Genomic DNA, 26,991 nt, shown 5'->3' with positions numbered 1-26,991 from the left:
CCTAAACCGAAGCCAAAAGGCTCGCATTGCCGCCTGCTGCCGTCGTGTCGACACAGATGGCGCGTTCATGGGCAAAGGCGGCCGGGTAGATCGGCTCGACGATCAGCGGGACAATCGCCCCCTCGCGCCCGGCAAGCGCCCGGCGCAGGTCTCGCAGCCATTCTTCCCCGCCACAGGCGGCCACCAGATCGATGCCAGGAGCGCCGAGTGTCTCCGGAGCCACGGTGCCATCGGCTGCCTCCAGCGGAAGCCCCTGCCCGAGCAGCGGCCTGAGAATGCGGCGCGCTTCCGGATGCACTGCGAGCACCGCGTTTCCGGCTGACAGTGCCTGCACGACCTGCGCCAGAAGGACTTCTTCATCAGCGCCCAGACAGAGCGCGCGGCCGCGCGGCGTCAGCATCAGTGTGTTGGCCTCGCCAGTCGGTCCCGGCAGATCGAGTGGCCCCTGATCCAGCGCCGCCGAGGCTGCCATCGCTTCCTGTGCCCTGCCACGCAGGAGCTTCCGCAGGACCGGGAGCCTGTCTGCACGCGCTGTCCACTTTGCATCCATCGCAGGCAGGAGACGGCTCACCGCATCGGCGGCAAGCTCGGGACCTGACGGCGCTACCTGCGCGATCTCCGCACCACGCCGGAAGCGGCGCAGATAGTGCGGGCCGCCGGCCTTGGGCCCCGTTCCCGAAAGCCCCTCGCCGCCGAAGGGCTGCGAGCCGACAACAGCGCCGATCTGATTTCGGTTCACGTAGATATTGCCGGCATGCACCCTATCGATCACGTGCTGTGCGCGGGCATCGATGCGCGTGTGAAGCCCGAAGGTCAGGCCATAACCCTTTGCGTTAACATCGGAAATGACCCTGTCTATGTCATCCGCCTCGAATGTCGCCACATGGAGGATCGGGCCAAAGATTTCGCGCTCCAGTTCGCCGATCCCGGACACTTTGAAGGCGGATGGCGCAACGAATCGCCCGCCATCCGGCACATCGAGTGCCGCGATCCGGCGCCCCTTGTCCGACATCTGCTGTGCATAGCTGCCGATCGTGTCGAGTGCCTCACCGTCGATCACCGGGCCGACGTCAGTCGAAACCTCCCATGGATCGCCAATGCTGAGCGCCTGCATAGCCCCCTTCAACATCTCGATCACCCGATGCTCCACATCCTTCTGCACATAGAGCATGCGCAGGGCCGAGCAGCGCTGACCGGCGCTCTGGAAGGCCGATGCCACGACATCGCGCACGGCCTGCTCGGGCAGTGCGGTGGAATCGACGATCATCGCGTTGAGCCCGCCCGTTTCGGCAATCAGCATTGCGCCCGGGCCGGCATTGTCGGCGAGCTGTCGCTCGATCAGCCGCGCCACTTCGGTCGAACCGGTGAAACACACGCCGGCGATCCGGGGGTCAGCCGTCAGCGGACCGCCCACCGTCGGGCCATCGCCGATCAGAAGCTGCAGCACATCGGCCGGCACGCCCGCCTCATGCATCATCGTCACGGCGCGGGCGGCGATCAGCGACGTCTGCTCGGCCGGCTTGGCAATCACGGCGTTGCCGGTCACAAGTGCAGCTGCGATCTGGCCGGTGAAAATGGCGAGCGGAAAATTCCACGGCGAAATACACACGATGACGCCGCGTGCCTGTGTTTCCCTCTCCACATGCTGCGCCTCGCGGGCATAATAGCGCAGGAAGTCGACCGCTTCGCGCACTTCGGCAATGCCGTCTGAAAGCGACTTCCCGGCCTCGCGCGTGGCAAGCGCGAAAAACTCCGCAGCGTGCGCCTCATAGAGATCGGCAATCCGCCGCAGGATGTCGGCGCGCTCTCCAACCGGCGTCTCCGCCCAGCCGGGCTGTGCCCCGAGCGCAATATTCACCGCCGCGCCCGCCTGATCCCGCGTGGCATCGCATACCCTGCCAACGGTCTCCGACAGCCGCGCCGGATTGACCACCTCGCGCCTTTCGCCATCTCCCTTTGCCGGCGTGATGGAGCTGGCTTCCCATTCATGCGGCGCGGCAAAGGGCGCGCGAGCCGCATTGAGCTCGGCCATGGTCACGGGGTCCGTAATGTCCCAGCCCCGGGCGTTCTTTCTGGAAAGCCCGAAAATCTCCGAGGGGCGTTCAATGGCCGGGTTGGCGGCTTTGCCGTTCGCCTCGATGGCTGCAAAGGGGTCGGCAGCGATTTCTTCCGCGCTGACATCCTCATCGACGATCTGGTGCACGAAAGAGGAATTCGCGCCGTTCTCCAGAAGCCGCCGCACCAGATAGGCGAGCAGATCCTGATGTGCGCCGACCGGCGCATAGATGCGACAGCGTGTGTTTTCGCGCTTGCGTACGGTTTCGTGCAGCGCTTCGCCCATGCCATGCAGGCGCTGGAACTCGAACCGGGTCTTGTCCGGCGCCATGGCGAGGATCGCGGCTGCCGTGTGCGCATTGTGGGTGGCGAATTGCGGATAGATGCGATCCGTCATGCCAAGCAGTTTGCGGGCGCAGGCAACATAGCTGACATCCGTGTTGACCTTGCGCGTGAAGACCGGAAAGCCGTCGAGCCCCATCACCTGGGCGCGCTTGATTTCCGTATCCCAGTAAGCACCTTTCACAAGGCGCACCATGATGCGTCGGTCAAGCCGCTCTGCAAGTTCATAGAGCCAGTCCAGCACGAAGGGCGCGCGCGGTCCATAAGCCTGCACCACGACGCCGAACCCGTCCCAGCCGGCAAGCTCTTCGTCCGCCAGCACCGCTTCAATGACGTCGAGCGAAAGGTCGAGGCGATCCGCCTCCTCCGCGTCGATGTTGAGCCCCATGCGGGCGTCGCGGGCTGCAAGGGCCAGGCTTTTCAGCCGCTCGATCATCACCGGCAGCATCTGCGCCTTCTGCGTCGCCTCATAGCGCGGGTGAAGCGCGGAAAGCTTGACGGAAATGCCCGGATTCTCCCGGATGTCGTCCCGGTTGGAATACCGCTTCAGTGCGGCAATCGCATCCGCATAGGCCTTGTGATAGCGCAGCGCATCGACTTCCGTGCGTGCTGCCTCGCCCAGCATGTCATAGGAATATGTATATCCCTTCTCCACCATGGAGCGGCCGCGCTTCATCGCTTCCTCAATGGTGCGCCCGAGCACGAACTGCTCGCCCATTTCGCGCATGGCGCGCGATACGGCCGTCCGGATCACGGGTTCGCCCATGCGCCGCACGAGGCCGCGCAGGACCGCTTCCACCCCCTCACCTTCATCGTCGAGCACCCGCCCCGTGAGCATCAACGCCCAGGTGGATGCGTTGACGAAAATCGAAGCGGATTCGCCCGAATGTGCGGACCAGTCATGCGGCGCGATCTTGTCGCGGATCAAATCGTCCATCGTCTCTGCGTCCGGCACGCGCAACAGCGCCTCGGCCAGACACATCAGCGCCACGCCTTCCTGCGTCGAGAGACCGTATTCGGAAAGAAACGCCTCCATCATGTGCATGTCGCTCGAAGAACGCACCGCCCGCACCAGATCGGCGGCATTGGCCGAGATCCGGCCTCTGTCTTCGCTCGACAGGTCGGCCAGGGCGATCAGCCGCTGCAACGCCTCCGCCTCAACGGCCAGATAGTGAGCCCTGATGTCCTCTCGCAGTTTTTCCGGCGCATTCTTCTGCATGACGTCCTCAAATATGGAATGGCTTGCGCGGCGCTCCCGTCACCGCATTTGAGCCGATCATAGCACAGCGAGTTCGGTCGATCGGGCTAATTGCTTGCGCATTCCAGTTCATACGGACTATCTTCTCGGGAAAAATTGGCTTCAGAAAGACCCATCCTACATGGTAGCAGAACGCGTAGACCGCATCGATCGCAATATCCTGGACGCCCTGACCAAGGATGGCCGGCTTTCCATCGCCGAGCTCGCACGCCGGGTGGGCCTCTCCAAGACGCCGGTTCAGGCGCGGCTGCGGCGTCTCGAGAAGGAAGGCTATATTCGCGGCTATTCCGCCATCATCGATCGCGCGCGCATCGGCGAAGGTCACATCGCCTTCGTTCAGGTGGAGCTTGAAGACACACGTTCATCCGCGCTTGCCGCCTTCAACAAGGCGGTGCTTGCCGTGCCCGAGATCGAGCAGTGTCACATGACAGCCGCCGGCTTCGACTATCTGCTCAAGGTGCGGACCCGCGACATTTCAAGCTATCGAAAGGTGCTCGGCGAACGCATCTCCGCCCTGCCCCATGTCGCCCGCACCTCGACATTCGTGACGATGGAAACGGTCAAGGACCGCTAGGGTCCAGCGTCTTCAGAAAGGCGATGAGCGCCTGCCGCCCGCGATCGGTGAACACCACGCCGCGAATCTCGCTTTGACCCGACACTGCGTCGGGTGCGCTGCTGTAGTGGTCGATCACCGCTTCGAGCGAAGCAATCTGGCCGGCATGCATGTAGGGCGGGCGTCCCGCCACGCCGCGCAGCGAAGGCGTCTTGTAGGCCCGCTCCATCGCGGTCGCGTCGCGCTTCATGAAACGCAGGGCTTCGCAGGCCTCGGGCGTTGCATCGCTATGGCGTCCCAGGCAGTTGAAAGGGTCGGACTGCACGGCGGCGATGCCCGTGGCACGCCCCAGATCCTCCGGCAGCCCCTCAGCAGGTGGCACGCCCGTATTGTGGAAATGATCGTCCGTTAAACGCGGCCCGTTATGGCATTCAAGGCAACTGGCCTTGCCGATGAAGAGCCGCAGCCCCTCGAGTTCCAGATCAGAAAAGGCTGCATTCCCGGCCGGCTGCTGCCCTGCCGCCATCGCCCGCGCAAAACGGTCGAAGCGGGTTTCGGGCGGTGCCAGCGTGCGTTCAAACGCAGCAATCGCCTTGCCGATATCGGCAAACACCCGGTTGACCGCTTCTCGTTGCTCCGGCGCCATTGCAGACCAGTCTGCGCGCTCGGTCTCTGTTCCAAGCGGGCTGGCGTTTTCGGGAGCTTGCGAAAGGTCCGGCAGGGGGCCGAAAATCTCCTCATAGGTTCCGGCGTAGGCCTCGGCGATGTAGCGCGCATATGCGGTGCGGTTGCCGGCATGCTCTCGCTGGTCCTCCAGAGGTGTGAGCGCCTGCGCCCAGAGGCTGTCGCGCCGCCCGTCCCAGAATTGCCAGATGTTCCACGCGGCACCCGCAAGCGGCATTGTGCGCCGGTCTGTTTCTGCAACCCCGACACCGCGCGGAAGACCGTCCTGAAACTGCCGGTCGGGGTTGTGGCATGTGGCACAGGAGACGGTTCCAGTGCCGCTAAGCCCCTCATCGAAAAAGAGCCGTCTGCCGAAATCCGCCGCCCGCGGATCATCCGCAAAGCGATTTCCTGGTGAAGGTGGCACGGGGCCCAGCGCATCAATCGAGAGAGACGCGATCTTCGCCCTCTCGTCTTCGCTCAGTGCACCGGAATCACAGGCGGACAACGCAAGAAGACCGCACAGCGCGCCGATTGCAGCATGGCGGCGCGCTCTCTTCATGTCACAGGTCCAGATTGAAGACCGCCTCATCGAGCCCCGGATCGGCCGATATCCCGATGCGGATTTCCCAGTGCCCGCCCATATTGAAGCGCATGCCCTCCACCCGGTAACGCCCTTCTCCCAGGTTTTCGGCTGCCTGCGGCTCGGTCGGCAGGCCGTGCCCGTGGGCCGGCATGCCGCCATCGACGGCTATCGAAGCATCCGTCACCGGCGCGCCATCGGGCGTGGTGACCGTCACCACCCACTCGTGGGTCTCGTTTACCGGTACGGGCTGTGCGTCGGTCTCGAACATGACCTGATAGAGCCCGTCCCTGCTCACCGTGTTGTAGGCGATGTCGATCTCGGGTGTGGGCGGGGTGAAGAGACGGTAAGCGGCATAAATCGCGATGGCCGCCGCGAGCAGGCCCAGACCCGCAAGCATGAAGCGCCTTGTTCCGTTAACACGCTGTGGCGGCATGTGCTCCCTCCGACTCGGCAGATGCCCTACTTAACCCGCAGCCCCGCTCCTGTTCCATAGTTACTCTGTCGCAATCTGGAAAAGGCGCCGGAAAAGACAAAGAAAAACCGGCGCATCGACGCCGGTTTCCCCACTTGACCCTGGCTCGGGTGCCTAGAGCCCCAGCCCGCCAATGCAGACATATTTGGTGTCGAGATAGTCTTCGATGCCCTGGTGACCGCCTTCCTTGCCAAGGCCCGATTCCTTGAGACCGCCGAACGGCGCTTCCACCGTGGTGATGATCCCTTCATTGACCCCGACGAGACCGTATTTCAGCCCTTCCATCACGCGGAAGGCGCGGCCCAGATCGCCGGTGTAGAAATAACAGGCGAGACCGAAGACGGTGTCATTGGCAAGCTTGACCGCTTCTTCCTCCGTCTCGAAGCGGAACACCGGCGCCACGGGGCCGAAAATCTCTTCCTGCATGAAGCGCATGTCTGGCGTGGCGTTGGAGATCACGGTGGGCTGGAAGAACGAGCCGCCCAGCGCATGGCGCGCGCCGCCGGCAGTCACCCTGCCGCCCTTCTCCGTAGCGTCGGCAATCAGTTCCTCCACCTTCTCGACCGCCTTCTCGTCGATCAACGGTCCCTGCTGGGTCCCGTCCTCGAGGCCGGATCCCACCTTCAGCTTTTCGGCCGCCGCCGAAAGCTTCTCCACAAACCTGTCATAGATGCCGGCCTGCACGAAAAAGCGGTTGGTGCAGACACAGGTCTGACCGGAGTTGCGGTATTTTGCGGCCATGGCACCCTCGACCGCCCGGTCCAGGTCCGCGTCGTCAAAGACGATGAACGGCGCATTGCCGCCCAGTTCCATCGAAACCTTCTTCACCGTGCCCGCGGTCTTCTGAATGAGAAGCTTGCCGATTTCGGTGGAGCCGGTGAAGGTGATCTTGCGCACCAGCGGGTTTTCGCAGAGCTCGTCGCCGATCTCGGAGGCCGAGCCGGTCAGGATGTTCACCACGCCTTTCGGAAATCCGGCCTCTTCGCACAGAACACCCCAGGCGAGCCCGGAATAGGGCGTCTGCGACGCCGGTTTGGCAATCGCCGTGCAGCCTGAGGCAAGTGCCGGGCCAAGCTTGCGTGCCAGCATTGAGGAGGGAAAATTCCACGGCGTGATCGCGCCAATGACGCCGACGGGTTCCTTGGTCACCAGAATGCGGCGGTCCGCCCAGGGCGACGGCACGACGTCGCCATAGACCCTGCGACCTTCTTCCGCATACCAGAGAATGTAGGCCGCCGACATGCCCACTTCGCCCTTCGCCTCGGCAAAGGACTTGCCCTGCTCCATCACCAGAAGCTCGGCGAGCGCATTCTGATTGTCCATGATCGCATCGTGAAGCCCGCGCAGAAGTTTTGCGCGGTGGTCGGCAGATGTCTTCTTCCAGGAGTGGAACGCGGTTTCGGCCGCTTCGATCGCGCGGCGGGTTTCAGCCGTGCCCGCGCGCGGAACGGTGCCGATCTTCTGGCCGTTGGCCGGATTGACGACATCGATGGTCTGCCCCGAATCCGCCTCGACCCAGGCTCCGTCGATGAAATTGGCCTGGCGCATGAAATGACTGGTCTTCTGAAGCATCTGGGTCTTCTCCTCTGTTTGCGCGGCACCGTACTGTCCCGAGGCGCCCCGGCTAGGGGCTGACTGGCCCTATTGATAGGTCCAGTGGAGCACGGAAAGCCAGAACGCAGTCGAAAGCACGGCGAACGCCGTGGCGATGGTCATCGCGTTGGAGGCGAGTGCCTGTCCCGTGCCGAAGCGTGAAGCGATCAGATAGGGATTGACCCCGGAGGGCAGCCCCGCCGCAACGACGGCGATCTGCGCGCTGAAGACCGGAAGGCCGATCAGAAGCGCGACACCAAGGGCAACGGCAGGCATCAGGAAAAGTTTCAGCGCAGCGATCACGATTGCGGGACGCACATCGCCCGAAATTCCGAACCGCCGCAGTCCGAGCCCCATCGCAAAAAGCGCCACTGGACCCGCGACATTGGCCAGCGCATCCACGAAACGGGTTCCAAGCGCAGGCATCTCGAGCCCGGAAAAACGCCAGAGCAACCCGGCAATGATGCCGATGATCAGCGGACTGGAGAAAAGCCTTGTCAGAAACTCGCGGACAATTGAAAGCGCACTGCCGCCCTTTCGACCGACGAGCGCGAAAAGCAGAATCGACATGCCCATCATGATCGGCAGATGAACCGAAACGATCAGTGAGAGGACCTCAAACCCCTCCTGCCCGAACACGCCAAGCATGAACGGGATTCCCAGCAGGACGAGATTCGAAAAGCTTGTCGACAGACCGGCCACCACGCCGGCGCGCGCGTCGCGCCCGAAAAAATGCACAATGATAAAGTGCCCCGCCACCCAGGCGACGGCAACGGCGCTGAAATAGGTCGTCCAGAGCGCCCAGGGCAGGTTTCCGTCGAATGCGGCGCCCGCCATGGTGCGGAAAAGCAGAAGCGGCACCGCGACGGTCACCGCAAATTCGCTTAGTGCATCGCCGGTTTGCGGCTTCAAAAGGCCGCTCCATCCGGCGACATAGCCGAATGCGACAAGACCAAAGACGAAGGAGACGGTTTCAACGAGTGGAGACATGCAGCCTGTTTAGCGGCAATGGTTGCCAAGGGAAACCATCAGTCAGACAATTCCACTCAGGGCAGCAAGGCGGCTTTCAAGTGCTGTCCCTGTGCCTATATGCTAGGAAGAATAGTTTGAGGATTGCCATATGTTTCGCCTGCTCGTTGCCATCATTCTTCTTTTCAGCGTCTTTCCGGCGCAGGCAACCGAGGCGGGATGGGCGCTTTTGCGCAATGGCGGGCAGGTCGTGCTGATGCGCCATGCCATTGCTCCAGGCAGCGGTGACCCGGCCAATTTCGACATTGAGAACTGCGGCACCCAGCGCAACCTGTCCGAGCGCGGGCGCCTGCAGGCCCGCCGTATCGGCGCCCTCGTCGATGCCCGCGCTGCGCCGGTGGAAAAGGTGCTTGCGAGCCGCTACTGCCGGACCCGCGACACGGCCACGCAGGCCTTTGGCTCCGACGTGGTCGAGCTCTTTCCCGCGCTTGATCTGCCCGCAGACGACAGCGCCATGGAAAAGCAGAAGGCGGAGCTTCTCGCACGAATCAACGACTACACCGGCTCGGGAAACCTGTTCCTGATCACCCATCTTGAAATCATTGAAGCGCTGATCGGCGCCTCGGCGCGAGAAGGCGAGGCCATTATTTTGTCACGCGGAGGCGACAATCTGCACGCCGCCGCACGCATCAAATTCAACTGATCGTGCCATCAGCGGAGCCTATAACCCCTTTTCCTGCCGGCAAAAAGCGATTAGAGACCCCACGATCATCCTATTGTAAGAGAATCTCCCCAGACTGAGGGCCACACGTGACGACATTCGACAAGGTTGCCGACATCATCGCTGAAACCAGCGAGATCGACCGCGAGAAAATCACCCCCGAAAGCCACACCATCGACGATCTGGGCATCGACAGCCTCGACTTCCTCGACATCGTCTTTGCCATCGACAAGGAATTCGGCATCAAGGTTCCGCTGGAAAAGTGGACCCAGGAAGTCAATGACGGCAAGGTTTCGACGGAAGAGTATTTCGTCATGAAAAACCTCTGCGCCAAGATCGACGATCTGGTGGCTGCAAAGGCCGGCTGAGTTTTCCTGACAGTGCACCGTTAAAGGAACGGCATGAGCCCGCGCGACGTAGTTATCACCGGTATGGGGATCGTTTCCTCGCTTGGCGAGGGTGTAGACGCCCACTGGCAGGCGCTGACGGCGAAAACGCCGTCTCCCGTCCTCGACAGGGAGCGGTTTGCGCCATACAGCATCCATCCCCTCCCCGAGATCGACTGGGGCCAGCAGATCCCGCGCCGCGGCGATCAGCGCCAGATGGAGACCTGGCAGCGGCTGGGCACCTATGCCGCGGGCCTGGCGCTCGACGATGCGGGCTTAAAGGACGACGAAGCGCTCTGCGCGACGATGGACATGGTGGTCGCCGCAGGAGGCGGCGAGCGTGACGAAACGGTGGACGAGGCCATCCTCGCCGCATCGCTCGAGCGTGAGGACCACGACATCCTGCTCAATGAGAAGCTGACGACCGAGCTGCGCCCCACGCTTTTCCTGGCGCAGCTTTCAAACCTGCTCGCCGGCAACATTTCCATCGTCCACAAGGTGACGGGATCGTCGCGCACTTTCATGGGCGAGGAAGGCGCTGGCGTCTCCGCCATTGAGACCGCCGCCGCGCGCATTCGCTCCGGTCAGTCCTCACATGTCCTGGTCGGCGCGTCCTTCCAGACCGAGCATTCCGACATGCTGCTTGCCTATGAGCTTGCCGGTTTTCTGCATCGTGAAGACTGGAAGCCGGTATGGCAGCGCAGCGAGGCAGAGGGCGGTGGTGTGGTCACCGGCTCCGGCGCGGCGTTCCTGATCCTGGAATCGCGCGAGCATGCGGAACAGCGTGGACGCAAGGCCTATGCATCCATCGGCCCGGTCGTCTCGCGCCGCACCCGCCGCAAGAGCGAACCCTTGGCCGACGGTATCGCAGGGATGCTCGATCAGCTCCCCCTTCCCAAAACACCTGTTCTTGCCCTTTCAGGCGCATCCGGTGCCCACCCGGCGACGGCAGCCGAACGCGAAGCGCTTGCCCGTCACGACAACATCGCGCTGCGCGGCTTCTCTTCGCTCACCGGCCATATGAAGGAAGCACAGTTTCCCTTCGCCGTAGCGTTGGCCGCGCTTGCCGTGCACCATGGCAGCCCCTACCCGGCTTTCGACGGCGCAAGCGAAGCCGCGTTCGACGGAAGCCCTGACGCAGTTCTGGCGACTGCAATCGGCTATCATTGCTACGAGGGAATGGGCCTGGTCAAAAAGGCCTGATCCTTCCGGCCCGGAGGATTTTAGAGAAAGCGATCCCGTGAAAACGACCGACAGCTTTGGAAGACCCGTTATCGCCGTAACCGGAATGGGCGTCGTCACCTCTCTCGGCCAGGGCCGACAGGAAAACTGGGACGCGCTGATCAGCGGGCGTTCGGGCATCCACCCCATCACGCGCTTCCCAACGGACCACATGGCGACCACCATTTCCGGCATGGTCGATTTCCTGCCGTCGAGCACCAGGGGTGCCAGCGTCCACACCCATCATCTTGCCGATCTCGTGGCGGCGGAAGCCATCGAACAGTCCGACCTGCCCGCATCCGATTTCGGCGGTCCGCTCTTTCTTGCCGCTCCTCCAGTGGAACTCGACTGGCATCATCGCCTTGCGCTTTATGCCAAAGCCCGCACTCACAACGGCAATCCTTCGCTCATCGAGGCAGCCCGCGAAGCGCGCGCCATGGAGCTTTTCGAGGAAAGTCAGTTCGGCACCATCGCCGATCGCCTCGCCGAGCGCTATGGCACAAGCGGCCTGCCGATCACCATGTCGACCGCGTGCGCATCGGGCGCAACCGCGATCCAGCTCGGCACTGAAGCGATCCGCCGCAGGGAATGCGACCGGGCGCTTGCCATAGGCGCGGATGGTTCGGCGACCGCCGAAGCGCTGATCCGCTTTTCGCTTCTTTCTGCGCTGACCACCCAGAACGATGCGCCCGAAAAGGCCTCGCGCCCCTTCTCAAAGGACCGCAGCGGCTTTGTCCTTGCCGAAGGAGCCGGTGCGCTCGTCCTGGAATCGCTTGAAAGCGCGCTTGCGCGCGGTGCCAAAATTCTTGGCATCATGCGCGGCTGCGGCGAAAAGGCGGATGATTTCCATCGCACCCGTTCCAAGCCCGACGGCTCGCCCGCCATCGGAGCGGTCCGCGCGGCCCTGGCGGACGCTGGCATGGCTGAAGACGAGATCGAATATGTCAACGCCCACGGCACATCGACACCGGAAAACGACAAGATGGAGCATCTGTCTCTCTCGACCGTTTTCGGCGAGCGCATGAAGACAACGCCCATCTCCTCCAACAAGTCGATGATCGGCCACACGCTTTCGGCAGCCGGTGCCATCGAGGCCGTTTTCTCACTGATGACCATGCGCGAGGGCGTCATTCCGCCCACCATCAATTACGACACGCCAGACCCGGCAATCGAGCTCGACGTGGTGCCGAATGTGAAGCGCGAGGCGCAGGTTTCGACCGTTCTGTCGAACTCCTTCGGCTTCGGCGGACAGAACACCTGCCTTGTCATGGCCCGCGAACCGGTCTAATCGACCCGTTCAGATTGCCCAAAACCATCGGAATTCATTATGCGCGCACTTCAACTCGTCGCCGACCGCAAGCTTGAAACCGTCGATCTTGCGCCGCCGCCCCCTCCCGGACAGGGCGAGGTGACGTTGAAGATCCGTGCCGTCGCGCTCAATCACATCGATGTCTGGGGCTGGCGCGGCATGGCGTTTGCCAAGCGCAAGATGCCGCTCGTCGTTGGCGCGGAAGCCTCCGGCGTGGTCGAGACTGTCGGTCCCGGCGTCAGCAATCTGCTTCCAGGCCAGCTCGTTTCCATCTATGGCGCCCGCACCTGCGGTTTGTGCCGCCCCTGCCGCGAAGGCCGTGACAATCTGTGTGAACACGTCTCCGGCGTGCACGGTTTCCACCTCGACGGCTTTGCGCAGGAAAAGATCAACCTGCCGGCCCGCCTCCTCGTCCCCGCCCCGCCCGGCGTCGACGAGATCGGTGCCGCCGTTGCGCCCGTCACCTTCGGCACGGTCGAGCACATGCTGTTCGACAACGCGAAGCTCGAGCCGGGCGAAACCATTCTCGTTCAGGCCGGCGGCTCCGGCATTGGCTCCGCCGCCATCCAGCTTGCCAAGAGCATGGGCTGCACCGTCATCACCACGGTCGGCTCCGAGGACAAGATGGAAAAGGCAAAGGCGCTCGGTGCCGATCATGTGATCAACTACCGCGAGGACCGCTTCGAGGGGGTTGTGCGCAAGATCACGAAGAAGCGCGGCGTGGATGTGGTGTTCGAGCATGTGGGTGCCGACACATGGGCAGGCTCGCTCCTTTCCATGAAGCGCGGCGGACGCCTCGTCACCTGCGGCTCCACCTCCGGTGTCTCGACCAACATGAACCTGATGCAGCTTTTCCAGCAGCAACTCAAGATTTTCGGATCCTTCGGCTGCCGCATGGAAAACATGGCCGACGCCATGCAGAAGATGGCGCGCGGGCTGGCTTCACCGGTGATCGATACCGAGGTGAGCTTTGCCGACATCGACAAGGCGCTCGCCCGCATGGAAGGCCGCGACGTGTTCGGCAAGATCATCCTGCGCGTGGACTGACCCGCGCCCATGAAGCGCTTTCTCCACACAACCGGTAAACGACTCAAAACGCTGGAATACTGGCTCACCGCGCGCCTGGTGATCGGTATTCTCACGCTCCTTCGCCGCCTGCCACCGGAAAAAGCGCTTGATCTAGCCGAGAAAGTCGCGCGCACTTTCGGCCCGAAAGTGGGGCGGCACCGGCTGGCGGTCGACAATCTGCGTCAGGCTTATCCCGAAAAGGGTGATGCCGAGATCGAGGCCATAGCGCTCGACATGTGGGGCAACATGGCCCGGCTTGCCGTCGAGTATGTTTTTCTCGACAAGCTGTTCGATTTCGATCCCGAAGCCGATACGCCCGGTCGCGTCGAGGTAGAGGGCGTGGAGATATTCAAGCGACTGCGTGAGGAAAAAGGCGTCCCGCACATTTTCTTCACCGGCCATCTGGGCAATTTCGAGTTTCTGCCCATCGCGGCCGCCCGCTTCGATCTTGCCACCACGTCGCTCTTTCGCCCTCCCAACAATCCCTATGTGGCCGACTACATTCTGGAGACCCGGCGCAGCGCCATGGGCGGGCTCGTGCCCTCCCAGGCGGGTGCTGCCCTCCAGCTTGCCCGCGTTCTCGACGATGGCGGCAATATCGGCGTTCTCGTCGACCAGAAGTTTCGCAAGGGCGTGAATACGCGCTTCTTCGGCCGTGAATGCCGCACCAATCCGCTGCTCGCAAAGCTCGCGCGGCAATATGACTGCGACATTTACCCGGCACGCTGCAAGCGGCTACCCGGCGGGCGCTACCGCCTGATCGTCGAGGACAGGATTACCCTGCCCCGTGACGCGGATGGCGTCATCGACATCGAGGCCAGCGCCCAGTTGCTCAATGACGTGGTCGAGCGCTGGGTGCGCGAGGATCCCGGCCAGTGGATGTGGTTCCACAAGCGCTGGCAGATCTAGGATCAGGACCCGAACGGTCAATCCGTAACGACGATCCGCGTGTTGCCCGGGCCGATCTTTTTCACCAGCGCATAGAGCCGCTTCGCGTTGGATGTGTGCAGGCGCACGCAGCCGTGTGAGGCGGGCCTGCCAAGCTTCGAAACGGCATTGGTCCCGTGAATGGCATAGCCACCGTAGTAAAAGATCGAATACGGCATTGGCGACATGTTGTATTTGCGCGAATGCCACATTCTGTGCATGCGCTTCGGCCGCCATTGCCCGCGTGGCGTCACATAGCCTCGCCGCGCGGTGGACACACGCCAGCGGTGCAGCACGCGCCCGCGATGCATCACCGTCATCGTCTGTTTGGAAACACTGACTTTAGCCACGAGGCTCGCGGCTACACTTTGAGCCACGCCGCCGGAAAAAATCAGGCCTGCAATGGCTACAGCAAAGAAAATTCGTTTCATGAGCGCCCCCCGCTGCATGTGTGAAGTTTCTACCCGTAGTCTTGGAATGCTTAGTTTCAATTCATGACGAAACCCCAAACGTCCTTGGTAAATAGAACTATACCTCTGTTTTTCGGGCAAGTTTCCACTGTTCACAATCGCGTGCACGCGATCTTGCCAAGCCGGCTGCATATCGCTCTATTGCACACATGAACGAACAGCTTGCCCTGGCAGTGCGCCGCCGGACGGACGACCTCGTCGCACTCACTTCCGATCTGATCCGATTTCCCACGGTGAACCCGCCGGGCGACGCCTATACGCCCTGTTGCGAATACATCGCGCGCCGACTGAAGGCGAAAGGGTTTGCAACCCAATTCGTCCGCGGGACGGGCGCACCGGGCGATTCTGACCGTTACCCCCGCACCAATGTCATTGCCCGCCGCGAAGGCCGCAGCCCCGGTGCCACCGTGCATTTCAACTCCCATATCGACGTGGTGGAAGCGGGCGAAGGCTGGACGGTCGATCCCTATGCCGCCGTCGTGAAGGACGGCAAGGTTTTCGGGCGCGGAGCCTGCGACATGAAGGGCGGGCTTGCCGCCTCCATCATCGCCGCCGAAGCGTTTCTCGAAATCTATCCGGACTTTCCCGGTGCCATAGAGATTTCCGGGACGGCCGACGAGGAATCGGGCGGTTATGGCGGCGTCGCCTATCTGGCCGGCAAAGGCTTCTTCTCAAAGCCCCGCGTCGACCACGTCATCATTCCCGAACCGCTGAACAAGGACCGCATCTGCCTTGGCCATCGCGGCGTGTGGTGGGCGGAGATCGAAACGCGTGGTGCCATCGCCCATGGTGCAATGCCGTTTCTCGGCGATTCGGCCATCCGCCACATGGGCGCTTTGCTCCACGCTTTCGAGGAAGAGCTTTTTCCCGCCCTCGACGCCAAGGAAACGCGCATGCCGGTCGTGCCCGAAGGTGCGCGCCGCTCCACCATGAACATCAACTCGGTCCACGGCGGCCAGACGGAGGATTTCTTCCCCGGGCTGCCCTCGCCCAATGTGGCCGATTCCTGCCGCATGGTGATCGACCGCCGGTTTCTGATCGAGGAAGACATTTCGCAGGTGAAGGGCGAAGTGGTTTCCATCCTCGAACGTCTGAAGCGCGAGCGTCCGAAATTCGACTACTCCATGCGCGACCTGATGGAAGTCCTGCCGCTGATGACCGAGGAGGACGCACCCGTGCCGAGCGCCATCGCCGCCGGCATCCGTGAGGTTTTCGGCAAGGAGCCGGAATATGTCATCTCGCCCGGCACCTATGACCAGAAGCACATTTCGCGCATCGGGCACCTGCACGACTGCGTCGCCTACGGCCCCGGCATTCTCGACCTCGCCCACCAGCCCGACGAATGGGTCGGGATCGAGGACATGGTGCAGTCGGCGACCGTCATGGCCATGAGCCTCGACGTTCTGTTGCGCGGCGCAGCGCCACCTCGATAAACCTCGTTTCAATGCGTGATTTACAGCCGCGCTGAATCACGCTTCAATCCTGAAAAATCACACGGCCCTGCGGGAGAGAGACATGAAGACGATCAAGTCCATTATCGGCGGTGCAACGCTGTTACTGGCCGCGGGAACCGCCGCGCTCGCAGCACGCACCGATCTCGTCGTCGGCATCGTTCTGGAACCACCGCATCTCGACCCGACCGCCAGCGCTGCTGCGGCAATCGACGAGATCCTCTACGCCAATCTCTTCCAGGGCCTGACCCGCATCGGTCGCAATGGCGAGGTCCTGCCCGCTCTTGCCGAAAGCTGGGAAGTCTCCGACGACGGCAGGACCTACACATTCAAGCTGCGTTCCGGTGTCACCTTCCACGATGGCACCACGTTTGATGCCGAGGATGTGAAATTCACGCTGGACCGGGCGCGCGCCGAAGATTCGATCAACGCGCAAAAACAGCTTTTTTCGGCAATCGATACCGTGGAGGCAGTCGACCCGGCCACGGTGAAGATCACGCTTTCGGCCCCGCAGGGCTCTTTCCTTTACAATCTCGGCTGGGGCGATGCGGTCATCGTTGCACCCGAATCCGCCGAAACCAACAAGGAAAACCCCATCGGCACAGGCCCCTTCAAATTCGACAGATGGGCAAAGGGATCGTCCGTCACGCTGGTGAAGAACCCGGACTACTGGGGCGAGCCCGCCGCGCTTGAAAAGGCCGAGTTCCGCGTCGTGCCCGATGCGGCTGCCGCCATCCCCGCCCTCTTATCGGGCGATGTGCAGGCCTTTCCGCAGATGCCCGCCGGCGACGCCCTCATCCAGATCGAGAGCGACCCGCGCTTCGTGGTCGCCATTGGTGCGACCGAGGGCGAAACGATCCTCTCCACCAACAATGGCAGGGAACCCTTCAGCAACATCAAGGTGCGTCAGGCCATCGCCCATGCGCTGAACCGCGAGGAGATCATCGCCGGCAACGGTTCAGGCTATGGCACGCCCATCGGTTCGCATTTCTCGCCCGCCAACGAGGCCTATGTCGATCTGACCGGCACCTATCCTTACGATCCCGCAAAGGCGAAAGCGCTTCTTGCCGAAGCCGGCTATCCCGATGGCTTCAAGGCGACGCTCAAGCTCCCGCCGCCGCCCTATGCGCGCGATGGCGGACAGGTCGTCGCCTCGCAGCTGCGCCAGGTCGGCATCGAACTCGAGATCATTCCGGTCGAATGGGCACAATGGCTCGAACAGGTGTTCAAGAACAAGGATTACGACCTCACCATCGTCTCCCACACGGAACCGAACGACATCAACATCTATGGCCGCGACGATTATTACTTCAACTATAAGAACCCCGCCTTCAAGGAAGTCATGAACGCGCTTGAGGCGACCGCCGACCCGGAGAAGCGCATCGAGCTCTACCAGACCGCCCAGAAGATCATCGCCCAGGATGCGGTCAACGGTTTCATGTTCCAGCTTCCCAAGATCGGCGTCTGGGATGCCAAGCTCGAAGGCATGTGGGAAAACTCGCCCATTCAGGCCAATGACCTTACGGATGTCAGGTGGACTGACTGATCGTTGAAAGGAACCGCGCCGCGTACGCGGCCTGGTTCCGGGGTCGCCCATGCTCGCCTATCTCTTAAAACGCATCGCCATCGGCCTCGTCACGCTCATCGTGGCGTCGGCTGTCGTGTTTCTCGTTCTTGAGATTGTCCCGGGCGACCCGGCCCTCGTAATGCTCGGCATGAACGCCGAACCCGAGGCACTGGCTGCCCTGCGCGAGGAAATGGGCCTCAATCAGCCGGTGCTCATGCGCTATCTCGGCTGGGTCTCGGGCATGGCGACCGGCGATTTCGGCAATTCCTATACCTATTCATCGCCGGTGCTCGAATTGATCGGCGAGCGCGTCATGGTCTCGCTGCCGCTCGCGCTCATCTCGCTTTTCCTGTCCACGGCAATCGCCCTGCCCGTCGGGATTTTCGCCGCCTCAAGGCGCGGAAAGCCTGCCGACACGATCAGCATGGGCGCGGCCCAGATCGGTGTCGCCATCCCCAATTTCTGGTTCGCGCTCATCCTGATCTATCTCTTCGCCGTATGGCTTCGCCTCGTGCCTGCCGGCGGCTTTCCGGGCTGGAATGCAGGACTGTGGGCCGGTTTCAAGGCCCTCCTTCTGCCCGCTATCGCGCTCGCCCTGCCGCAGGCGGCGATCCTCGCCCGCGTCACCCGCTCCGCCATGCTGGAAGTCCTTGGCGAAGACTATATTCGCACCGCACGCGCCAAGGGCATGCCGCGCCGCATTGTCCTGTGGCACCACGCGCTGCGCAATGCGCTCATTCCGGTTCTTACCATTCTCGGCCTGCAATTCGCCTTTCTGCTTGCCGGCACCATCATCATCGAGAATGTGTTTTATCTGCCCGGCCTCGGACGCCTGATTTTCCAGGCCATCACCCAGCGCGATCTGATCGTCGTGGAAGGCGTGGTGATGCTGCTGGTCGCCACGGTCATCGCCGTCAACATTCTGGTCGATATCGGCTATGCAATCGTCGATCCGCGCCTGAGGACCCGCCGATGACCCCCGACGCGCCTGCACCGGAAGCCCCGCCCGAACGCCACTTCCTGCAGGCGGCGCTTGCCAACCGTTCCTTCGTGATCGGTCTTGTCATCACCGCCATTGTCGCCGCCATGGCGCTCCTTTCCTTCGTGTGGACACCCTACGACATCACCCATCTTGTCGTGGCCGACCGCATGAAGGGCCTGTCGATTGCCCATCCGCTAGGCACCGACCATCTCGGCCGCGACATTCTTTCCATGATCATGATCGGCGCACGCAACTCAATCGCAGTTGCCATCGTTGCCGTCGGCATCGGCATGGGGCTCGGCGTGCCGCTCGGCACATGGGCGGCGGCACGCGGCGGCCTGGTCGATGAAATCCTGATGCGCTTCAACGATCTCGTCTTCGCCTTTCCCGCCCTTCTGTCAGCCATCATGATCACCGCCATTTTTGGCCCCGGCGCAATCAACGCCATCATCGCCATCGGCATTTTCAACGTACCGGTCTTTGCCCGCGTGGCGCGTGCCGGCGCGCTGTCCATCTGGCCGCGCGAATTCATCCTCGCTGCCCGTGCCGCCGGCAAGAGCAAGACGCTCATCACCATCGAGCACATCCTGCCCAACATTGTTGCGCTGCTGCTCGTGCAGGGCACGATCCAGTTTGCGCTGGGCATTCTGGCCGAAGCCGGTCTCTCCTATCTCGGCCTCGGCGCGCAGCCTCCTATGCCGTCTTGGGGGCGCATGCTGTTCGAGGCGCAGACACGCATGATGATCGCCCCGCATCTCGCCATTTTTCCGGGCCTTGCCATCGTCATCACAGTGCTGGGGCTCAACCTTCTGGGCGACGGCCTGCGCGACCTTCTCGACCCGCGGCTGAGGCGCGAGCGATGAGCCTTCTCCAGATCGAAAACCTGTCGCTCTCCATTGCCGGCTATCCGGTCTTGAAGGACATCGACCTCGAAATCCAGCCCGGCGAGGTTCTTGGCCTTGTCGGCGAATCCGGATCCGGAAAATCGATGACCGCCCTCACCGTCATGCAGCTCCTGCCTGAGCTTGCACGGGCAAAGGGCCGCGTTGTCTTCGACGGGATCGACATTCTGTCAGCCCCAGAAGAGGCTATGTGCCGTCTGCGCGGCGACGATCTCGGCATGGTCTTTCAGGAGCCCATGACCGCGCTCAATCCGGTCAAGACCATCGGCGAGCAGGTGGCCGAAGGCATTCGCTGGCACACCGGCGCCAATCGGCCGGATGCCGAGGCACGCACCCGCGCCATTCTTGAACGCGTCGGTCTGCCTGAGGCCAGATTTCCGCTCTCCCGATATCCCCACGAGCTCTCCGGCGGCCAGCGCCAGCGTGTCGTCATCGCCATCGCCTGCGCTTTGAAACCCAAACTGCTGATCGCCGACGAGCCGACCACCGCGCTCGATGTGGTGCTTCAGGCGCAAATCCTAGACCTCTTGCGCGACCTGGTGGAAGAAAACCGCATGGGACTTCTGCTCATCTCGCACGATCTCGCCGTCGTGGCGGACATGGCCGACCGCGTGAGCGTGATGCGCCATGGCGCTGTTATGGAAAGCGGCCCCGCCGCGAACGTTCTGAGTGAGCAGAAACATCCCTATACGCGTCAGCTCGCCGAAGCCTCCACCCATGTGCCGGCGAGAGTCCGGCCGCAGGAACCAGACAACGACAGGCGTCACACGCCGCTCCTCACCGTTTCCAGCGTAACGCGTGATTATCCCGGCCGTCGCAGGGGGCTGTTTTCCCGGCCCGAACCCTTCCGCGCTGTGGACAATGTGAGTTTCTCGCTCATGCCCGGTCATGCCGTTGCGCTGGTCGGGCGGTCGGGATGCGGAAAATCCACGCTAGCCCGCATGATCCTGGCGCTCGACACGCCGACATCGGGCGAAATCCGGCTCGATGGCGAGGCGCTCGGTGGCAAGAGCGAGCATGAGCTGCGCCACGCCCGCCGCAACATGCAGGTGGTGTTTCAGGACCCCTATGGCTCCTTCAACCCGCGCCATCAGGTGGAGCGGCTGGTGGCAGAACCCCTGCATCTGCTTGATCAGAAACCCTCGGCCAGCGAGCGCCGCGAACGGGTGGCCGAAGCGCTCGAATCCGTCGGCCTGACAGCCGGTGATATGCGCAAATACCCCCATGAGTTTTCCGGCGGTCAGCGCCAGCGCATTTCCATCGCCCGCGCCATCATCACCCGCCCGAAGCTCATCGTCGCCGACGAACCGGTCTCGGCCCTCGACGTCTCGATCCGTGCACAGGTTCTCGACCTCTTCGCCGATCTCAACAAGCGCCTCGATCTGACCTATCTCTTCATCACGCATGATCTAACGGTTGCCCGCGCAATCACCGACGAAGTCATGGTCATGCATGAGGGACGCATCGTCGAAAACGGCCCTACCGCAACTGTTTTGAGACACCCGGAATCGGAAGCGGCCCAGGCGCTTGTCAATGCCGCCCCCGATCTGGAGCGAGCCATAAGTGCGCGGCTGGCCGGGCAGCATATCTGAGGTCCTGCTTCACATCATATGCGCGCGCGTTGCAGTCGTAGTGCAGCCGACCGGCTCTTCTCATGCCTGCAGGTTTCACCTCAGCCGGACAGATGCGCCACTTCGTCTGCGCCTAGGCCCAGCACGTCACACACCCGCGCCGTCAGTCGCTCGGTCCGGGAGGCAAGCTCCGCGTCACGCATCGCCAGTTCGAACAGTGTTTCGGCAAGGATCAGCCGACGCTCCTGGCTCATCTGACGCAGGCTCGCTCTCGCCTGCATCACTTCAGTCTCCGTTGCCAGCGCTTCGAGCGTGCCGACAATATCCGCGGTGTCGTCCTCGGAAAGCTTGAGCATTGCGGAAGCGAAACGGCCAAGAACAGCCTTCTCACGGTTTCCCGGCACCTCATCGGTCAATGCCAGACGAAGCAGAAGGAGCACGTCGGCGGCCATGGCATTCAAAGCGGCTGACATCGAAGGCCCCTCCGCTCCTGAACCGGACTCTGGCGATGCAAACATGGCTTGCTCCCGGTTTCTTCGTCCGTCACGATGACGCTCTGGCAGTAATCAAGTACAACCCTTCCAGACAGGCTCAACAAGCAGCTTCGCCAGGGCAGTTCTGTCATTCATTGCACCACAGCGCAAAGCTTCCTGTACAGTCGCAAATCCACCTTGCGGTGTGCATCCGGTTGTGCTGCAAGAAGCCATCTTACCGCTGGCTACCCCTGAACATGTTTGAAGCAAGTCTCGAAATTCTCCTGCTGTTGACGCTGGCCGCATTTTTTGCCGGTTTCATGGACGCGATTGCCGGCGGTGGAGGCCTCGTCACCATCCCGGCACTGTTGCTCGCGGGCTTCCCGCCGGTGCTGGCGCTCGGCACCAACAAGCTGCAGGGCATGTTCGGCAGCGGAGCCGCTGCATACGCCTACGCAAAAGCCGGGCATGTCCGCGTTTCGAGCCAGATTTTTCCGGCAGTTTTCTCTTTCCTGGCATCCATCGCCGGTGCGCTTGTGGCCACGGTTCTGCCGGCTGATCTGCTGCGCGGCATGCTCCCTTTCCTGCTGATAGCGGTTGCGCTCTATTTCGCGTTTAAACCGAATTTGAACGACATTGACCGCGCCCAGCGCATCACCCCGTTCCTTTTTGGCCTGACCATCGCACCCCTACTGGGGTTTTACGACGGCGCGTTCGGTCCTGGAACGGGATCGTTCTTCATGCTCGCTTTCGTCGGCCTCGCCGGCCAGGGCATGCTCAAGGCGACAGCCCACACGAAGTTCCTCAATTTCGCATCCAATGTCGGCGGTTTTGCCGCCTTCGCTGCGGTCGGGGCAATTGCATGGAAAGTGGGGCTGGTCATGGGCCTGGCGCAGATCGCCGGAGCACGCATCGGCGCCGCCTTTGCCATGAAGAAGGGCGCGCGCATCATCAAGCCGCTGCTGGTTCTGGTTTGCGTTGCCCTGGCAGTGCGGCTCCTGATGGACGGTGACAACCCGCTCCTGCGATATATTGGCCTATAAGTTGTAACTGGCTTTATCTTTTCCCCGCTAACACTTGATCGGGGATACCCATGACACTCAACGCACCCTCCAAGCTCGTTTTCCTTCTCAGCCTCGTTATCGCCGTAATCGCGCTTCTCGCGGCTCTGAACCTGCTGTCCTTCGTGCCGATCCCCTCTTTCTGGATCATGACACTGGCCTACATCCTGCTTGCAGGAGGAACGATGCTGAAAGGCGTCTGAAGTCCTTTCCAGAAACGGCGCGCGGCACTATCGTGCCTGCATGTACGATGTTTCAGGACTTCCAGGACTGGAAACGGCGGCAGGCCTTCTTCCGCCGGATCCTGACTGCTTTTTCCTCATCAGGCGCCCTCCACAGCCGGCGTTTTGCGACGCGGTCCTCGGCTTCACCGGCTATGCCGAGCGCACGAGCGGTCATTTTCGTCAGATACAGGCTGCGCCGCTGGCCGTGCCGCTGATCATCAGTTTTTCGTCTTTTTTCACCATCGCGCTTGGCCGCGCACCGAAACAGGATGAACGGTTCGCCTGTTTCACTTCAGGCCTCTATGCCGGACCGGCGGTCATCGACTCCTTCGGCGCCAGCGCCTGTATCCAGGTCGATTTCACGCCGACCGGCGCACGCCGCTTCTTCGGTGTGCCGATGCATGAGCTCGCCGCGCGCATGGTTCCGCTCGACGACTTTCTGGGGCCGCTTGCCTGGCGTCTGCGCGAGCGTCTTGGAGCGGAGCCCGACTGGAACCGCCGCCTCGGTATCGTCGAGAGCATTGTCTATCGGCGCCTGCTTGAAGCGTCGGCGCCGGATCGGAAAACCGCAATCGCCCTGCGCCGCATCGCTACCTCTCACGGATCGGCATCCATGGCCGATATCGCTGCCGAACTCGATTGCAGCCGCAAGCACCTCGTCGAAATGTTCCATCGAAACGTGGGGATCGCGCCCAAGACCTATGCGCGCATGGTGCGATTTCACCGCGTGCGGCAGCTTGCCATGAGCAGCGGGCGGGCCATGGCCGATATTGCGCTTGAATGCGGCTTTTCCGATCAGGCACATATGAGCCGCGATTTTATGGAGTTTTCCGGTGAGACCCCGTCCCGCTGGAAACGCCGCGTCAGCTGATCAGCGGTAACATTTCTTCAAGACGTTTCCGCGTGCCGGTGACAATGTGGCGGCGTGAGAAACGGAGAGAGTGATGAGCCAGATCATCCCGCTTGAGGCCCCGCGCATCTACCCCACCTTTCGCTACCGCGATGCCGCCCGCATGGCCGACTGGCTTGTCGAGGCATTCGGCTTCCGCGTCCACGCCAGCCACGAGCGCGATGGCTGCATCGTCCATGCCGAGCTTGCCCTTGGGTCGTCCATGATCATGATCGGCGAAACGGCCGACGATGCCTATGGCGACCTGGTGGGCACGCCGGGCGCGACAGGAGGCAAATCCACCTATGTGGCGATCGACGATGCAGATCTCCTTTACGCCCGGGCGCGGGGCGCCGGCGCGAAAATCCTGCAGGACCTGAGCGACACGGACTATGGCAGCCGCGATTTCATCTGCGCCGATCCCGAAGGCAATGTCTGGTGCTTTGGCACCTACTGGCCAAAGGCGCATGAAAACCCTGCCGCCGAGTAGAGTCAGCGCGCCGCGGCCAGCAGGGCATCGCAATCGAGATGCCGTTCGAGTTTTAGCGCGATGTCGTCGAGCGCGGTCTCGACCTGGGCGCGATAGCTGCCCCCGCCCGTCTCGATGCCAAACTCGCTGAGAAACCGCGCCCGAAAAGCATCGGAGCCGAACAGACCGTGCAGATAGCTGCCCGACACCCTGCCATCCCCTGACGTCGCGCCCTCTGCCCGGTCGCCTATCATGGCAACGGGCCGGGCGCAGTCCTTCCCTTCCGTCCGGCCGATGTGGATTTCGTATCCTGTGACCGGCACGCGATATCTGACCGAGACGGCCTCCACCTCGCGCAGCGCTTTCTGCTGCTGCATGACCGTCTCGACATCCAGCAGGCCAAGCCCCTCGACACGGCCTGCCGCGCCCTCGAACCCTTCCGGGTCCTCCACAGTGCGGCCCAGCATCTGATAGCCCCCGCACAGGCCGACGATATGCCCGCCGCGCTCCCGGTGCGCTTTCAGGTCTTCGTCCCAGCCCTGCCGGCGCAGGAAGGCGAGATCGCCGATGGTCGATTTCGAACCCGGCAGCACGATCAGCCCCGCATCGCGCGGCAGGCGTTCGCCCGGCGGCACAAACACCACCTCCACCTCGGGTTCGGCCGAGAGCGGGTCGAGATCGTCGAAATTGGCGATGCGCGAAAGCATCGGAACGGCGACCCTGAGCTTAGCCGGCAGCACACTCGTGCGGCGCGCCAGCGTGACCGAATCTTCCGGCGGAAGGCGGTGCGCTTCGGAAAGCCACGGCACCACACCGAAAGAGGGCCAGCCGGTGAAATCGTGAATGGCGGCAATCCCGTCGTCGAACAGCGAGAGATCGCCGCGAAACTTGTTCACGATATAGCCAACGATCATGCGCCGGTCCGCTTCATCGAGGATCAGATGCGTGCCGGCCAGCGCCGCGATCACGCCGCCCCGGTCGATGTCGCCCACCAGCGCCACCGGCACATCGGCTTCAGTGGCAAAGCCCATATTGGCGATGTCGCGCGCACGCAGATTGATCTCGGCCGGCGATCCCGCCCCCTCGACGATCACCAGGTCCGTCTCCTTGCGCAGCCGTTCGAAGGATTCCAGCACCGGCGCCATCAGCGCACCCTTGCTGCGCTGATAGTCGCGCGCCCGTGCCGAGCCGCGCGAGCGCCCCTGCACCACGAGCTGCGCGCCCATGTCGCTCTCCGGCTTGATCAGAACCGGGTTCATGTCGACTGTCGGCGCGACCCCGCAGGCCAGCGCCTGCAGCCACTGCGCCCGCCCGATCTCCCCCATTTCGGACGATCCCGGTATGGCCGCGATGGCAGCATTGTTGGACATGTTTTGCGGCTTGAACGGGCGAACGCTGAGCCCCCGCCGCTTCGCCATTCGGCAAAGCCCTGCCACAAGCACCGATTTTCCCACATCCGAGCCCGTGCCCTGCAGCATGATGGCGCGCGCCATGGTCATCCCCGTCTTCGTCCTCACCGCGTTTGATGCACAGCGCCTGTGCCACACCTCGCATTGCGCGGTTCCCTCAATGCACTAAACTGATCCATCAGGGAAGAAATTCCATTTCGGGAGGACGTTATGGACGCCAGCGTTTCGCAAGCTGCGGAGCAGTTCGAGCTCAATGCAGACCAGCGCGCCATTCAGGAGATGACCCAGAGCTTTGCGGCAGACCGCGTGGCGCCGCACGCGCTCGACTGGGACCGCGACAAGCATTTCCCGGCCGATGTGGTGCGCGAAACCGGCCCGCTCGGCTTCGGCGGCATCTATGTGCGGGACGATGTCGGCGGTTCGGCCCTCGGCCGGCTCGACGCAGTGCTGATTTTTGAAGCCCTTGCCGCCGCTTGCCCCGGTTTCTCCTCCTTCATCTCCATCCACAACATGGCCGGCTGGATGATCGACACATTCGGCAATGAAGAGCAGCGCCAGCGCATTCTGCCGAAACTCACCTCGATGGAATGGCTTGCCAGCTATTGCCTGACAGAGCCCGGCTCCGGCTCCGATGCCGCGGCGCTGAAGACAAAGGCCGTCAGATCCGGTGGCGACTACGTTCTGAACGGCACCAAGCAGTTCATCTCCGGTGCAGGCGAAAACGACATCTATGTCGCCATGGTGCGCACCGGCGAGGACGGCCCCAGAGGCGTGTCCACGGTCGTCGTTCCAAAAGACGCTCCCGGCCTCTCCTTCGGCCCGGCCGAGTTCAAGATGGGCTGGCACATGCAGCCGACACGGCAGGTGATCTTCGAAGATTGCAGAGTGCCTGCCGAAAACCTTCTGTCCAGCGAAGGCGCAGGCTTCGGCATCGCCATGGCCGGGCTCGACGGCGGGCGGCTCAACATCGCCGCGTGTTCTCTCGGCGGTGCGCAATCCGCACTCGACAGGGCACTTGCCTATACGGCCGAACGCGAGGCCTTCGGTCAGGCAATCAACCGTTTTCAGGCGCTCCAGTTCAAACTGGCCGACATGGAGACGAACCTGCAGGCGTCACGCATGATGCTCTACACGGCTGCCTCCAAGCTGGATGCAAAGACGCCCGACGCCTCCAAATGGTCGGCCATGGCCAAGCGCTTCGTCACAGACACCTGCTTCGACATTGCCAATGACGCGCTCCAGCTTCACGGCGGTTATGGCTATCTGCATGAATACGGCGTCGAGAAACTGGTGCGGGACCTGCGCGTTCACCAGATTCTCGAAGGCACCAACGAAATCATGCGGCTCATCATTGCACGGCACCTGGTCGGCCGCGGCTGACCGGTTCGCCGAAGCCGCCA

General features: G+C 62.5%; 25 protein-coding genes. 17 read left to right on the top strand and 8 right to left on the bottom strand.

Features of this window, described 5'->3' with window-relative positions; genetic code table 11:
* Window position 1 precedes the first annotated feature (1 nt).
* Window positions 2-3,616, bottom strand: coding sequence for a bifunctional proline dehydrogenase/L-glutamate gamma-semialdehyde dehydrogenase PutA (gene putA / locus BLW55_RS01015; protein ID WP_090326053.1), 3,615 nt, complete (start codon window positions 3,614-3,616; stop codon window positions 2-4).
* A gap of 160 nt (window positions 3,617-3,776) precedes the next feature.
* Here putA and BLW55_RS01010 point away from each other — a divergent pair, with 160 nt between their 5' ends.
* Window positions 3,777-4,229 carry an Lrp/AsnC family transcriptional regulator gene (locus BLW55_RS01010; RefSeq protein ID WP_040665392.1) on the top strand — a complete coding sequence of 151 codons (453 nt, stop codon included), beginning with the start codon at window positions 3,777-3,779 and terminating at the stop codon, window positions 4,227-4,229.
* Here the strand turns inward: BLW55_RS01010 and BLW55_RS01005 are convergent.
* The 4 genes from BLW55_RS01005 to BLW55_RS00990 form a co-directional block, all read right to left on the bottom strand.
* Window positions 4,216-5,433 (bottom strand): cytochrome-c peroxidase, encoded by a 1,218-nt coding sequence (locus tag BLW55_RS01005; RefSeq protein ID WP_007009712.1) that lies wholly within the window; start codon window positions 5,431-5,433, stop codon window positions 4,216-4,218. The genes BLW55_RS01010 and BLW55_RS01005 overlap by 14 nt on opposite strands.
* A 1-nt stretch (window position 5,434) precedes the next feature.
* On the bottom strand, window positions 5,435-5,890 hold the full coding sequence (locus tag BLW55_RS01000) for a FixH family protein (RefSeq protein ID WP_040665391.1): 456 nt from the start codon (window positions 5,888-5,890) through the stop codon (window positions 5,435-5,437).
* A 153-nt stretch (window positions 5,891-6,043) separates the two neighbouring features.
* The gene (locus BLW55_RS00995) at window positions 6,044-7,501 is read right to left on the bottom strand and encodes an NAD-dependent succinate-semialdehyde dehydrogenase (protein WP_090326051.1); all 1,458 of its coding nucleotides are present in this window, start codon (window positions 7,499-7,501) and stop codon (window positions 6,044-6,046) included.
* 69 nt (window positions 7,502-7,570) lie between these two features.
* Window positions 7,571-8,512, bottom strand: a complete 942-nt coding sequence (locus BLW55_RS00990) for an AEC family transporter (RefSeq protein ID WP_007009715.1) — start codon at window positions 8,510-8,512, stop codon at window positions 7,571-7,573.
* Between the two features lie 130 nt (window positions 8,513-8,642).
* Between BLW55_RS00990 and BLW55_RS00985 the strand changes: the two genes are divergently transcribed.
* The 6 genes from BLW55_RS00985 (at window position 8,643) to BLW55_RS00960 (ending at window position 14,105) form a co-directional block, all read left to right on the top strand.
* A complete protein-coding gene (locus BLW55_RS00985) occupies window positions 8,643-9,194 on the top strand; it encodes a histidine phosphatase family protein (protein ID WP_007009716.1) in 552 nt (183 codons plus the stop codon).
* A gap of 107 nt (window positions 9,195-9,301) precedes the next feature.
* Window positions 9,302-9,580 carry an acyl carrier protein gene (locus BLW55_RS00980; RefSeq protein WP_007009717.1) on the top strand — a complete coding sequence of 93 codons (279 nt, stop codon included), beginning with the start codon at window positions 9,302-9,304 and terminating at the stop codon, window positions 9,578-9,580.
* A 33-nt stretch (window positions 9,581-9,613) separates the two neighbouring features.
* The gene (locus BLW55_RS00975; protein ID WP_090326048.1) at window positions 9,614-10,801 is read left to right on the top strand and encodes a beta-ketoacyl-ACP synthase; all 1,188 of its coding nucleotides are present in this window, start codon (window positions 9,614-9,616) and stop codon (window positions 10,799-10,801) included.
* Between the two features lie 85 nt (window positions 10,802-10,886).
* Entirely contained in the window at window positions 10,887-12,107 is a 1,221-nt protein-coding gene (locus tag BLW55_RS00970; protein WP_244509147.1) for a beta-ketoacyl-ACP synthase, read from the top strand.
* Window positions 12,108-12,146: 39 nt separating this feature from the next.
* Window positions 12,147-13,175, top strand: a complete 1,029-nt coding sequence (locus BLW55_RS00965) for a zinc-binding dehydrogenase (protein ID WP_090326044.1) — start codon at window positions 12,147-12,149, stop codon at window positions 13,173-13,175.
* Between the two features lie 9 nt (window positions 13,176-13,184).
* Complete coding sequence (locus tag BLW55_RS00960) at window positions 13,185-14,105, top strand: lipid A biosynthesis lauroyl acyltransferase (RefSeq protein ID WP_090326041.1); 921 nt, start codon at window positions 13,185-13,187, stop codon at window positions 14,103-14,105.
* Between the two features lie 17 nt (window positions 14,106-14,122).
* On the opposite strand, the gene BLW55_RS00955 is transcribed toward BLW55_RS00960, so the two are convergent.
* Complete coding sequence (locus BLW55_RS00955) at window positions 14,123-14,554, bottom strand: L,D-transpeptidase (protein ID WP_025029740.1); 432 nt, start codon at window positions 14,552-14,554, stop codon at window positions 14,123-14,125.
* A 188-nt stretch (window positions 14,555-14,742) separates the two neighbouring features.
* Here BLW55_RS00955 and BLW55_RS00950 point away from each other — a divergent pair, with 188 nt between their 5' ends.
* The 5 genes from BLW55_RS00950 (at window position 14,743) to BLW55_RS00930 (ending at window position 21,087) form a co-directional block, all read left to right on the top strand.
* Window positions 14,743-16,026, top strand: a complete 1,284-nt coding sequence (locus BLW55_RS00950) for an acetylornithine deacetylase/succinyl-diaminopimelate desuccinylase family protein (RefSeq protein ID WP_090326038.1) — start codon at window positions 14,743-14,745, stop codon at window positions 16,024-16,026.
* Window positions 16,027-16,108: 82 nt separating this feature from the next.
* Entirely contained in the window at window positions 16,109-17,590 is a 1,482-nt protein-coding gene (locus tag BLW55_RS00945; RefSeq protein ID WP_090326035.1) for an ABC transporter substrate-binding protein, read from the top strand.
* Window positions 17,591-17,639: 49 nt separating this feature from the next.
* Window positions 17,640-18,587 (top strand): ABC transporter permease, encoded by a 948-nt coding sequence (locus BLW55_RS00940; RefSeq protein WP_090326032.1) that lies wholly within the window; start codon window positions 17,640-17,642, stop codon window positions 18,585-18,587.
* Window positions 18,584-19,456 carry an ABC transporter permease gene (locus BLW55_RS00935; RefSeq protein WP_090326029.1) on the top strand — a complete coding sequence of 291 codons (873 nt, stop codon included), beginning with the start codon at window positions 18,584-18,586 and terminating at the stop codon, window positions 19,454-19,456. Before BLW55_RS00940 ends, BLW55_RS00935 begins: the two co-directional genes overlap by 4 nt.
* Window positions 19,453-21,087: an ABC transporter ATP-binding protein gene (locus BLW55_RS00930; RefSeq protein WP_090326026.1), complete on the top strand. Its 1,635-nt coding sequence runs from the start codon at window positions 19,453-19,455 to the stop codon at window positions 21,085-21,087. The genes BLW55_RS00935 and BLW55_RS00930 overlap by 4 nt, the downstream gene beginning before the upstream one ends.
* 80 nt (window positions 21,088-21,167) lie before the next feature.
* Here BLW55_RS00930 and BLW55_RS00925 read toward each other — a convergent pair whose 3' ends face one another.
* Complete coding sequence (locus tag BLW55_RS00925) at window positions 21,168-21,539, bottom strand: TerB family tellurite resistance protein (RefSeq protein WP_007009727.1); 372 nt, start codon at window positions 21,537-21,539, stop codon at window positions 21,168-21,170.
* Window positions 21,540-21,796: 257 nt separating this feature from the next.
* Between BLW55_RS00925 and BLW55_RS00920 the strand changes: the two genes are divergently transcribed.
* The 4 genes from BLW55_RS00920 to BLW55_RS00905 all read left to right on the top strand — a co-directional run bounded on the left by BLW55_RS00920 (window position 21,797) and on the right by BLW55_RS00905 (window position 24,203).
* Window positions 21,797-22,582 (top strand): TSUP family transporter, encoded by a 786-nt coding sequence (locus tag BLW55_RS00920; protein WP_007009728.1) that lies wholly within the window; start codon window positions 21,797-21,799, stop codon window positions 22,580-22,582.
* 50 nt (window positions 22,583-22,632) lie between these two features.
* Window positions 22,633-22,803, top strand: coding sequence for a hypothetical protein (locus tag BLW55_RS20715; RefSeq protein WP_007009729.1), 171 nt, complete (start codon window positions 22,633-22,635; stop codon window positions 22,801-22,803).
* A gap of 40 nt (window positions 22,804-22,843) precedes the next feature.
* Complete coding sequence (locus tag BLW55_RS00910) at window positions 22,844-23,695, top strand: helix-turn-helix domain-containing protein (protein WP_090326023.1); 852 nt, start codon at window positions 22,844-22,846, stop codon at window positions 23,693-23,695.
* 73 nt (window positions 23,696-23,768) lie between these two features.
* Complete coding sequence (locus BLW55_RS00905) at window positions 23,769-24,203, top strand: VOC family protein (RefSeq protein ID WP_090326020.1); 435 nt, start codon at window positions 23,769-23,771, stop codon at window positions 24,201-24,203.
* 2 nt (window positions 24,204-24,205) lie between these two features.
* Here the strand turns inward: BLW55_RS00905 and BLW55_RS00900 are convergent, their stop codons facing one another.
* Window positions 24,206-25,675 (bottom strand): cobyric acid synthase, encoded by a 1,470-nt coding sequence (locus BLW55_RS00900; RefSeq protein WP_090329846.1) that lies wholly within the window; start codon window positions 25,673-25,675, stop codon window positions 24,206-24,208.
* A gap of 126 nt (window positions 25,676-25,801) precedes the next feature.
* Between BLW55_RS00900 and BLW55_RS00895 the strand changes: the two genes are divergently transcribed.
* Entirely contained in the window at window positions 25,802-26,971 is a 1,170-nt protein-coding gene (locus BLW55_RS00895) for an isobutyryl-CoA dehydrogenase (RefSeq protein ID WP_090326017.1), read from the top strand.
* Window positions 26,972-26,991: the final 20 nt, after the last annotated feature.

The sequence above is a fragment of the Nitratireductor aquibiodomus genome (assembly GCF_900105565.1).
Classification (GTDB): Bacteria; Pseudomonadota; Alphaproteobacteria; order Rhizobiales; family Rhizobiaceae; genus Nitratireductor; species Nitratireductor aquibiodomus.
Note: the sequence above shows the minus strand (reverse complement) of the source record. Positions and strands in the feature narration are given on the sequence as shown.

Coding starts and splice junctions, on each gene's coding strand:
- putA (WP_090326053.1), bottom strand. CDS start 3,616: ATGCAGAAGAATGCGCCGGAAAAACTGCGAGAGGACATCAGGGCTCAC.
- BLW55_RS01010 (WP_040665392.1), top strand. CDS start 3,777: ATGGTAGCAGAACGCGTAGACCGCATCGATCGCAATATCCTGGACGCC.
- BLW55_RS01005 (WP_007009712.1), bottom strand. CDS start 5,433: ATGAAGAGAGCGCGCCGCCATGCTGCAATCGGCGCGCTGTGCGGTCTT.
- BLW55_RS01000 (WP_040665391.1), bottom strand. CDS start 5,890: ATGCCGCCACAGCGTGTTAACGGAACAAGGCGCTTCATGCTTGCGGGT.
- BLW55_RS00995 (WP_090326051.1), bottom strand. CDS start 7,501: ATGCTTCAGAAGACCAGTCATTTCATGCGCCAGGCCAATTTCATCGAC.
- BLW55_RS00990 (WP_007009715.1), bottom strand. CDS start 8,512: ATGTCTCCACTCGTTGAAACCGTCTCCTTCGTCTTTGGTCTTGTCGCA.
- BLW55_RS00985 (WP_007009716.1), top strand. CDS start 8,643: ATGTTTCGCCTGCTCGTTGCCATCATTCTTCTTTTCAGCGTCTTTCCG.
- BLW55_RS00975 (WP_090326048.1), top strand. CDS start 9,614: ATGAGCCCGCGCGACGTAGTTATCACCGGTATGGGGATCGTTTCCTCG.
- BLW55_RS00970 (WP_244509147.1), top strand. CDS start 10,887: ATGGGCGTCGTCACCTCTCTCGGCCAGGGCCGACAGGAAAACTGGGAC.
- BLW55_RS00965 (WP_090326044.1), top strand. CDS start 12,147: ATGCGCGCACTTCAACTCGTCGCCGACCGCAAGCTTGAAACCGTCGAT.
- BLW55_RS00960 (WP_090326041.1), top strand. CDS start 13,185: ATGAAGCGCTTTCTCCACACAACCGGTAAACGACTCAAAACGCTGGAA.
- BLW55_RS00955 (WP_025029740.1), bottom strand. CDS start 14,554: ATGAAACGAATTTTCTTTGCTGTAGCCATTGCAGGCCTGATTTTTTCC.
- BLW55_RS00950 (WP_090326038.1), top strand. CDS start 14,743: ATGAACGAACAGCTTGCCCTGGCAGTGCGCCGCCGGACGGACGACCTC.
- BLW55_RS00945 (WP_090326035.1), top strand. CDS start 16,109: ATGAAGACGATCAAGTCCATTATCGGCGGTGCAACGCTGTTACTGGCC.
- BLW55_RS00940 (WP_090326032.1), top strand. CDS start 17,640: ATGCTCGCCTATCTCTTAAAACGCATCGCCATCGGCCTCGTCACGCTC.
- BLW55_RS00935 (WP_090326029.1), top strand. CDS start 18,584: ATGACCCCCGACGCGCCTGCACCGGAAGCCCCGCCCGAACGCCACTTC.
- BLW55_RS00930 (WP_090326026.1), top strand. CDS start 19,453: ATGAGCCTTCTCCAGATCGAAAACCTGTCGCTCTCCATTGCCGGCTAT.
- BLW55_RS00925 (WP_007009727.1), bottom strand. CDS start 21,539: ATGTCAGCCGCTTTGAATGCCATGGCCGCCGACGTGCTCCTTCTGCTT.
- BLW55_RS00920 (WP_007009728.1), top strand. CDS start 21,797: ATGTTTGAAGCAAGTCTCGAAATTCTCCTGCTGTTGACGCTGGCCGCA.
- BLW55_RS20715 (WP_007009729.1), top strand. CDS start 22,633: ATGACACTCAACGCACCCTCCAAGCTCGTTTTCCTTCTCAGCCTCGTT.
- BLW55_RS00910 (WP_090326023.1), top strand. CDS start 22,844: ATGTACGATGTTTCAGGACTTCCAGGACTGGAAACGGCGGCAGGCCTT.
- BLW55_RS00905 (WP_090326020.1), top strand. CDS start 23,769: ATGAGCCAGATCATCCCGCTTGAGGCCCCGCGCATCTACCCCACCTTT.
- BLW55_RS00900 (WP_090329846.1), bottom strand. CDS start 25,675: ATGGCGCGCGCCATCATGCTGCAGGGCACGGGCTCGGATGTGGGAAAA.
- BLW55_RS00895 (WP_090326017.1), top strand. CDS start 25,802: ATGGACGCCAGCGTTTCGCAAGCTGCGGAGCAGTTCGAGCTCAATGCA.